At 71.8% G+C, this 5,912-nt stretch carries 6 protein-coding genes; 5 read left to right on the top strand and 1 reads right to left on the bottom strand.

Translation table 11 applies throughout. The features are described 5' to 3' along the window. Window positions 1-461: 461 nt before the first annotated feature. On the top strand, window positions 462-1,283 hold the full coding sequence (locus ABTX62_RS28375) for a ferritin-like domain-containing protein (RefSeq protein WP_352118848.1): 822 nt from the start codon (window positions 462-464) through the stop codon (window positions 1,281-1,283). On the opposite strand, the gene corA is transcribed toward ABTX62_RS28375, so the two are convergent. After that, window positions 1,261-2,256 (bottom strand): magnesium/cobalt transporter CorA, encoded by a 996-nt coding sequence (corA, locus tag ABTX62_RS28380; RefSeq protein WP_352118849.1) that lies wholly within the window; start codon window positions 2,254-2,256, stop codon window positions 1,261-1,263. The two genes, ABTX62_RS28375 and corA, sit on opposite strands and share 23 nt — an antisense overlap. A 61-nt stretch (window positions 2,257-2,317) precedes the next feature. Here corA and ABTX62_RS28385 point away from each other — a divergent pair, with 61 nt between their 5' ends. The 4 genes from ABTX62_RS28385 (at window position 2,318) to mshC (ending at window position 5,789) form a co-directional block, all read left to right on the top strand. Then, window positions 2,318-3,004, top strand: coding sequence for a histidine phosphatase family protein (locus tag ABTX62_RS28385; RefSeq protein WP_352118850.1), 687 nt, complete (start codon window positions 2,318-2,320; stop codon window positions 3,002-3,004). Window positions 3,005-3,082: 78 nt separating this feature from the next. Continuing rightward, window positions 3,083-3,670 (top strand): DUF3090 domain-containing protein, encoded by a 588-nt coding sequence (locus ABTX62_RS28390; RefSeq protein WP_352118851.1) that lies wholly within the window; start codon window positions 3,083-3,085, stop codon window positions 3,668-3,670. Beyond that, a complete protein-coding gene (locus ABTX62_RS28395; protein ID WP_352118852.1) occupies window positions 3,634-4,464 on the top strand; it encodes an SCO1664 family protein in 831 nt (276 codons plus the stop codon). Before ABTX62_RS28390 ends, ABTX62_RS28395 begins: the two co-directional genes overlap by 37 nt. A 95-nt stretch (window positions 4,465-4,559) precedes the next feature. Beyond that, window positions 4,560-5,789, top strand: coding sequence for a cysteine--1-D-myo-inosityl 2-amino-2-deoxy-alpha-D-glucopyranoside ligase (gene mshC / locus ABTX62_RS28400; protein WP_352118853.1), 1,230 nt, complete (start codon window positions 4,560-4,562; stop codon window positions 5,787-5,789). Window positions 5,790-5,912 lie beyond the last annotated feature (123 nt).

Raw genomic sequence — 5,912 nt, forward strand, 5'->3', positions numbered from 1 at the left:
GCGGCGTCGCGACGCCCGGCACGCTCCCCCGCTCTCGGCTTCGCTCGAACGGGAGGGGCCCCCACCGCCGCACCGCGCGAAAGCCCAGGTAGCTCGGCTACGAGGGCTTCCGCGCGGCACTCCCCCAAGCTCTTCGAGCAGGGGGGACCCCCAGAGCACGCACCGAACGCCGCTCCTTCTCCCGCGGAGATCCATCAGAAGGGCCTTCGAGGCTTTCAGCGGCCGTGGTGGGGGCTCGGGGGTCTTCCCCGCCACGGCCGTCACGCGGAACAACACGCGGGGCCGCCGCCGGTTACGGCACAGCGCCCCACCCGGCCCGGCACAGCCGCCCCGGTGTCCGCCATTCGGCGGAGTTGTCCCTCATCCCTGTTGCGGCACTACCGGCCCCGCACTTGACTCGTTCTTCGCGGCAACCTGCGGAATGCCGCAGTTCGCCCACGCGCGCGGGAGAGGTGCCCACGATGCTTTCGGCCAAGAGTCTGTTCCAGGAGATCCTCGACAACGACGACTCCTTCGCGCTGTTCTGCTCCATCGCCGCGAGTGGCGAGTCCCAGGGCGGCTGGGAGAACGCCCGTATCGCCGCGCTCGTGCCCGAGGCCGAGCGCGAACTCGCCCCCAAGATCAGCCGGCACGGCGCCGACGAGGACAAGCACGGCCGGATCTTCAACGCCCTGCTGAAGAAGCGCGGACTCCACCCGGTCCCGGTCCCGCCGGAGACCGACTACACGATGCTCCTGGAGAAGAACGGCATCGGCGTCGCCCACGCGCAACTGCAGCGCGACGAGCCGCTCACGGTCCAGGACATCGTCACCTACCTCTCGCACAGCAGGGTCACCGAACAGCGTGCCGTCGATCAGATGGACCAGCTCCGCAAGCACTTCGCCGACCACCCCGACATCGGCCGCGCGCTCAAGCAGATCTCCCAGGACGAGGACAACCACCTCGCCTACTGCCACGAGGAACTGCTGCGCTTGACCTCCGCGGGCCACGACCGGGCCATCCGGCGCACCCTGCGCGAGTGCGCGCTCGCCGAGCTGCGGATCTACCGGGACGTCAGCCTCGCCGTCATGGCGCACATGGGGCGCATCCTCGGCTGGCCCAAGGCCAAGTCGGCCGTGCTCGCCGCGGGCATTCACGCGATGTACGTCCACGAGCGCCTGGGCGGCTGGCGCCGGATGGTGTCGCTGACGACGCCCGAGCGCCGCAACGCCCTCGGCGGCCCCGGGGCCCCGGAGCCCGATGTCACCCGGACCGGCCCGGCTACAGCCACCCGCGGCGCTTGAACAGCCGGAAGATCATCACCTCCAGGGCGGCCATCAGCACGAGCAGGGCCGGATAGGACCAGACCCAGCGCAGCTCGGGCATGTGCTCGAAGTTCATGCCGTAGATCCCCGCCAGCATCGTGGGGATCGCGGCCATGGCCGCCCACGCGGAGATCTTCCGCATGTCGTCGTTCTGCCGGACGCTCATCTGCGCCAGGTGCGCCGAGAGGATGTCCGACACGAGCCGGTCCAGGCTCTCCACCGACTCGTTCACGCGCGTCAGGTGGTCGCTGACGTCCCGGAAGAACGGCCGGGCCCGGTCGTCCACGAACGGCACGGTCACACCCATCGACGCCGTGCCCGCCAGCCGGCTCATCGGCGAGGCCAGCGGCCCGGTCGCCCGGCGGAACTCCAGGACCTGCCGCTTGAAGTCGTAGATCCGGGACGCCGTGTTCCGCGAGCCCCCGCCGGCCGGCGAGAACACCTCCGCCTCCAGGCCCTCCAGGTCGGTCTGCAACTCGGTCGCCACGTCCAGGTAGTGGTCGACGGTCGCGTCGGCGACCGCGTACAGCACGGCCGTGGGGCCTTTGGCGAGCAGCTCCGGCTCCTGCTCCAGCCGCCCGCGGACGGCCTTGAGCGGGGAGCCCTCGCCGTGCCGGACGGTCACCACGAACGAGTCACCCAGGAAGATCATGATCTCGCCGGAGGAGACGGTGTCACTCCGCGGCTCGTACGCCACCGGCTTGAGCACCACGAAGAGCGAGTCGTCGTACACCTCCAGCTTGGGCCGCTGATGGGCCTTGAGGGCGTCCTCGACGGCCAGCGGGTGCAGCCCGAACTCCCTGGTCACATGGTCGAACTCGTCCTCCGTCGGCTCGTGCAGCCCGATCCACACGAATCCGCCCGCCGTGCGGGCCTCACCCAGGGCGTCGGAGAGGTCTTCGGGCCCTCCCGTCCGCTGTCCGTCGCGGTAGATGGCACAGTCGACGATCACGAAGCGAGTCTCCCGTCACTCGAACGACACCGCACGCGCGCGTGCGCCTACGCTGGAGCGCATGCCCACGCTGATCCTGGTCAGGCACGGACGCTCCACCGCCAACACCGAGGGACTGCTCGCCGGCTGGACGCCCGGTGTCGCCCTCGACGAGCGCGGCGCCGCGCAGGCCGCCGCGCTCCCCGGGCGGCTGGCCGCACTGCCTCTCGCCGCAATCGTCACCAGCCCGCTCCAGCGCTGCCAGGAAACGATTCGGCCGCTGCTCGACGCCCGCCCCGACCTGAACCCCCACACCGACGAGCGCATCGGCGAGTGCCACTACGGCGACTGGTCCGGACGCAAACTCGCCGAACTCACGGACGAACCCCTGATGGAGGTGGTGCAGGCGCACCCCTCCGCGGCCGCCTTCCCCGGTGGCGAGTCCATGCGGGCCATGCAGACACGTGCCGCCGAGGCGGTCCGCGAGTGGAACGCGCGCGTGGAGCGCGACCACGGCGCCGACGCCGTCTACCTCATGTGCTCGCACGGCGACATCATCAAGTCGCTCGTCGCCGACGCACTCGGACTTCACCTGGACCTCTTCCAGCGGATTTCCGTCGAACCGTGTTCCATCACCGCGATCCGCTACACACGACTGCGGCCGTTCCTCGTCCGGCTCGGCGACACCGGAGACTTCACGTCCCTGGCGCCGCGCGAGGAACCGCCGGGCACGGAGGCCGAAGTCGGGGGCGGTGCGGGCGCACCGTGATCGTTCGCCGCAGTAGGGTGAAGCGGTCGCAGCAGTGCCGTGCTCATACGTTTCCCACGATCCCCATGGAGACAGGACGTGTCCCGTCAGGTGTTCCTCTACGACCATCCGGAGCGTTTCGTGGCCGGTACGGTCGGACTGCCCGGGCGCCGTTCGTTCTTCCTCCAGGCCTCCGCCGGCTCCCGCGTGACCAGCGTGGCCCTGGAGAAGACCCAGGTCGCCGCGCTCGCCGAACGCATGGACGAACTGCTCGACGAGGTCGTACGCCGTAGCGGCGGCAGCGCCCACGTCCCCGCCGTCGCACCCCCGGACACCGACACCGCCCCGCTGGACACCCCCATCGAGGAGGAATTCCGGGTCGGCACCATGGCGCTCGCCTGGGACGGCGACGAGCAGCTCATGATCGTCGAGGCGCAGGCGCTCGTGGAGCTCGACGCGGAGACCGAGGAGGACCTCGCCGAGGCCGAGGAGCGGCTGCTCCAGGACGAGGAGAACGGGCCCCCGATGCTGCGCGTCCGGCTCACCGGCGCGCAGGCCAGGGCCTTCGCCAAGCGCGCCCTCGACGTCGTCAACGCCGGGCGGCCGCCGTGCCCGCTGTGCAGCCTCCCGCTCGACCCGGAAGGACACGTATGTCCGCGCCAGAACGGATACCGCCGCGGAGCGTGACGCCGCCGCCCCACGCCGCCGAGCTGCTCGCCCGAGGCGAACTGACCGTCCGCGGACGCATCCGGGAGGCCTCCAACGCGGCCCTGTACTGCACGGTGTCCCACGACGGCCGGGACGCGGCCTGCGTCTACAAGCCGATCACGGGCGAGCGGCCTCTGTGGGACTTCCCCGACGGCACGCTGGCCCAGCGCGAGGTCGCCGCGTACGAGGTCTCCGAGGCGACGGGCTGGGGCCTGGTGCCGCCCACCGTGCTGCGTGACGGGCCCCACGGCGAGGGCATGTGCCAGCTGTGGATCGAGGTGACGCCCGAGGCGCGACTGCTCGCCCTGGTCGACGGCGAGGAACCGGAGCCGGGCTGGAAGGCGATCGGCTTCGCCGAGGTCGGCGAGGGACGCACCGCACTGCTCGTGCACGCCGACGACGCACGGCTGCGGCGGCTCGCCGTGCTCGACGCCGTGATCAACAACGCCGACCGCAAGGGCGGCCACCTGCTGCCCACCGGTGAGGGACGGTTGTACGGGATCGACCACGGGGTCACGTTCAACGCCGAGAACAAGCTGCGGACCCTGCTGTGGGGCTGGGCGGGGGAGCCCTTGCCGCAGGAGGCCGTCGAGGTCCTCGAAGGCCTGCGGAAGGGCCTGGCGGAGGGCGGGACGCTGGCCGCGCGGCTCGAACCGCTGATCACCCGCGCCGAGATCGACGCCACCCGCGCGCGGGTCGGCGCGCTGCTCGCCTCGGGGACCCACCCCGAGCCGAGCGGCCAGTGGCCGGCGATCCCCTGGCCACCCGTGTAACAGCACAGGCACCCGGGACACCGCAAGAGCGCCTTCTCGGCCGAGTGGCCCGCTCCCGTTCGTATCTGGAACTCCAGTCCGGTTAGGCTCATGACATGCATGCCTGGCCCGCTTCCGAGGTCCCCGCCCTGCCTGGTCAGGGCCGCGACCTGAGGATCCACGACACCGCGACCGGCGGCCTCGTCACCCTCGACCCCGGTCCCGTCGCCCGTATCTACGTCTGCGGCATCACCCCGTACGACGCCACCCACCTGGGACACGCGGCGACCTACAACGCGTTCGACCTCGTGCAGCGCGTGTGGCTCGACACCAAGCGGCAGGTTCACTACGTCCAGAACGTCACCGACGTCGACGACCCCCTCCTGGAGCGGGCGCAGCGGGACGGCATCGACTGGGCCGCGCTCGCCGAGAAGGAGACGGCCCTCTTCCGCGAGGACATGACGGCCCTGCGGATGCTGCCGCCGCGGCAGTACATAGGCGCCGTCGAGGCCATACCCGGGATCGTCCCGCTCGTCGAGCGGCTCCGGGACGCCGGTGCCGCCTACGAGCTCGACGGTGACGTCTACTTCTCCGTCGAGTCCGACCCGCACTTCGGCAAGGTCTCGAACCTCGACGCCGCGGCGATGCGGCTGCTGTCCGCCGAGCGCGGCGGCGACCCGGACCGCCCGGGCAAGAAGAACCCGCTCGACCCGATGCTGTGGATGGCGGCCCGCGAGGGCGAGCCCAGCTGGGACGGCGGATCGCTCGGGCGCGGCCGGCCCGGCTGGCACATCGAGTGCGTGGCCATCGCCCTCGACCACCTCGGCATGGGCTTCGACATCCAGGGCGGCGGCTCCGACCTCGCCTTCCCGCACCACGAGATGGGCGCCTCGCACGCCCAGGCGCTGACCGGCGAGTTCCCCATGGCGAAGGCGTACGTGCACGCCGGCATGGTCGCCCTCGACGGCGAGAAGATGTCCAAGTCCAAGGGCAACCTGGTCTTCGTCTCCAGGCTGCGGTACGACGGCGTCGACCCGGCCGCCATCCGGCTCGCGCTGCTCGCCCACCACTACCGCGCCGACTGGGAGTGGACCGACCAGGTCCTTCAGGGCGCCGTCGCACGGCTCGGCCGCTGGCGGGCCGCCGTGTCCCGGCCCGACGGGCCGCCGGCGGAGGCGCTCGTCGAGGAGATCCGCGAGGCCCTCGCCGACGACCTGGACGCCCCGGCCGCGCTCACCGCGGTCGACCGCTGGGTCGCGCTCCAGGAGCAGAGCGGCGGCACGGACATCGGCGCGCCCGGCGTGGCCTCCCGGGCCGTGGACGCGCTGCTGGGCGTGGCGCTCTGACCGGGAAGCGGACATAACCAACCGTGGGGCGTCTCCCGGCCGGGAGACGCCCCACCGTTGGTGTGTCGCCCGCCCGCCGGCCACCTCACGTGGGCGGGCCGAACCCGCGTGCGCGGGTTCCGC

Origin of the sequence: Streptomyces sp. NPDC096046, assembly GCF_040303285.1 — a bacterium.
GTDB lineage: Bacteria > Actinomycetota > Actinomycetes > Streptomycetales > Streptomycetaceae > Streptomyces.

Excerpts from the sequence above, each read along its gene's own strand:
- ABTX62_RS28385 (WP_352118850.1), top strand. The coding sequence starts at position 2,318 with ATGCCCACGCTGATCCTGGTCAGGCACGGACGCTCCACCGCCAACACC.
- mshC (WP_352118853.1), top strand. The coding sequence starts at position 4,560 with ATGCATGCCTGGCCCGCTTCCGAGGTCCCCGCCCTGCCTGGTCAGGGC.
- ABTX62_RS28395 (WP_352118852.1), top strand. The coding sequence starts at position 3,634 with ATGTCCGCGCCAGAACGGATACCGCCGCGGAGCGTGACGCCGCCGCCC.
- ABTX62_RS28375 (WP_352118848.1), top strand. The coding sequence starts at position 462 with ATGCTTTCGGCCAAGAGTCTGTTCCAGGAGATCCTCGACAACGACGAC.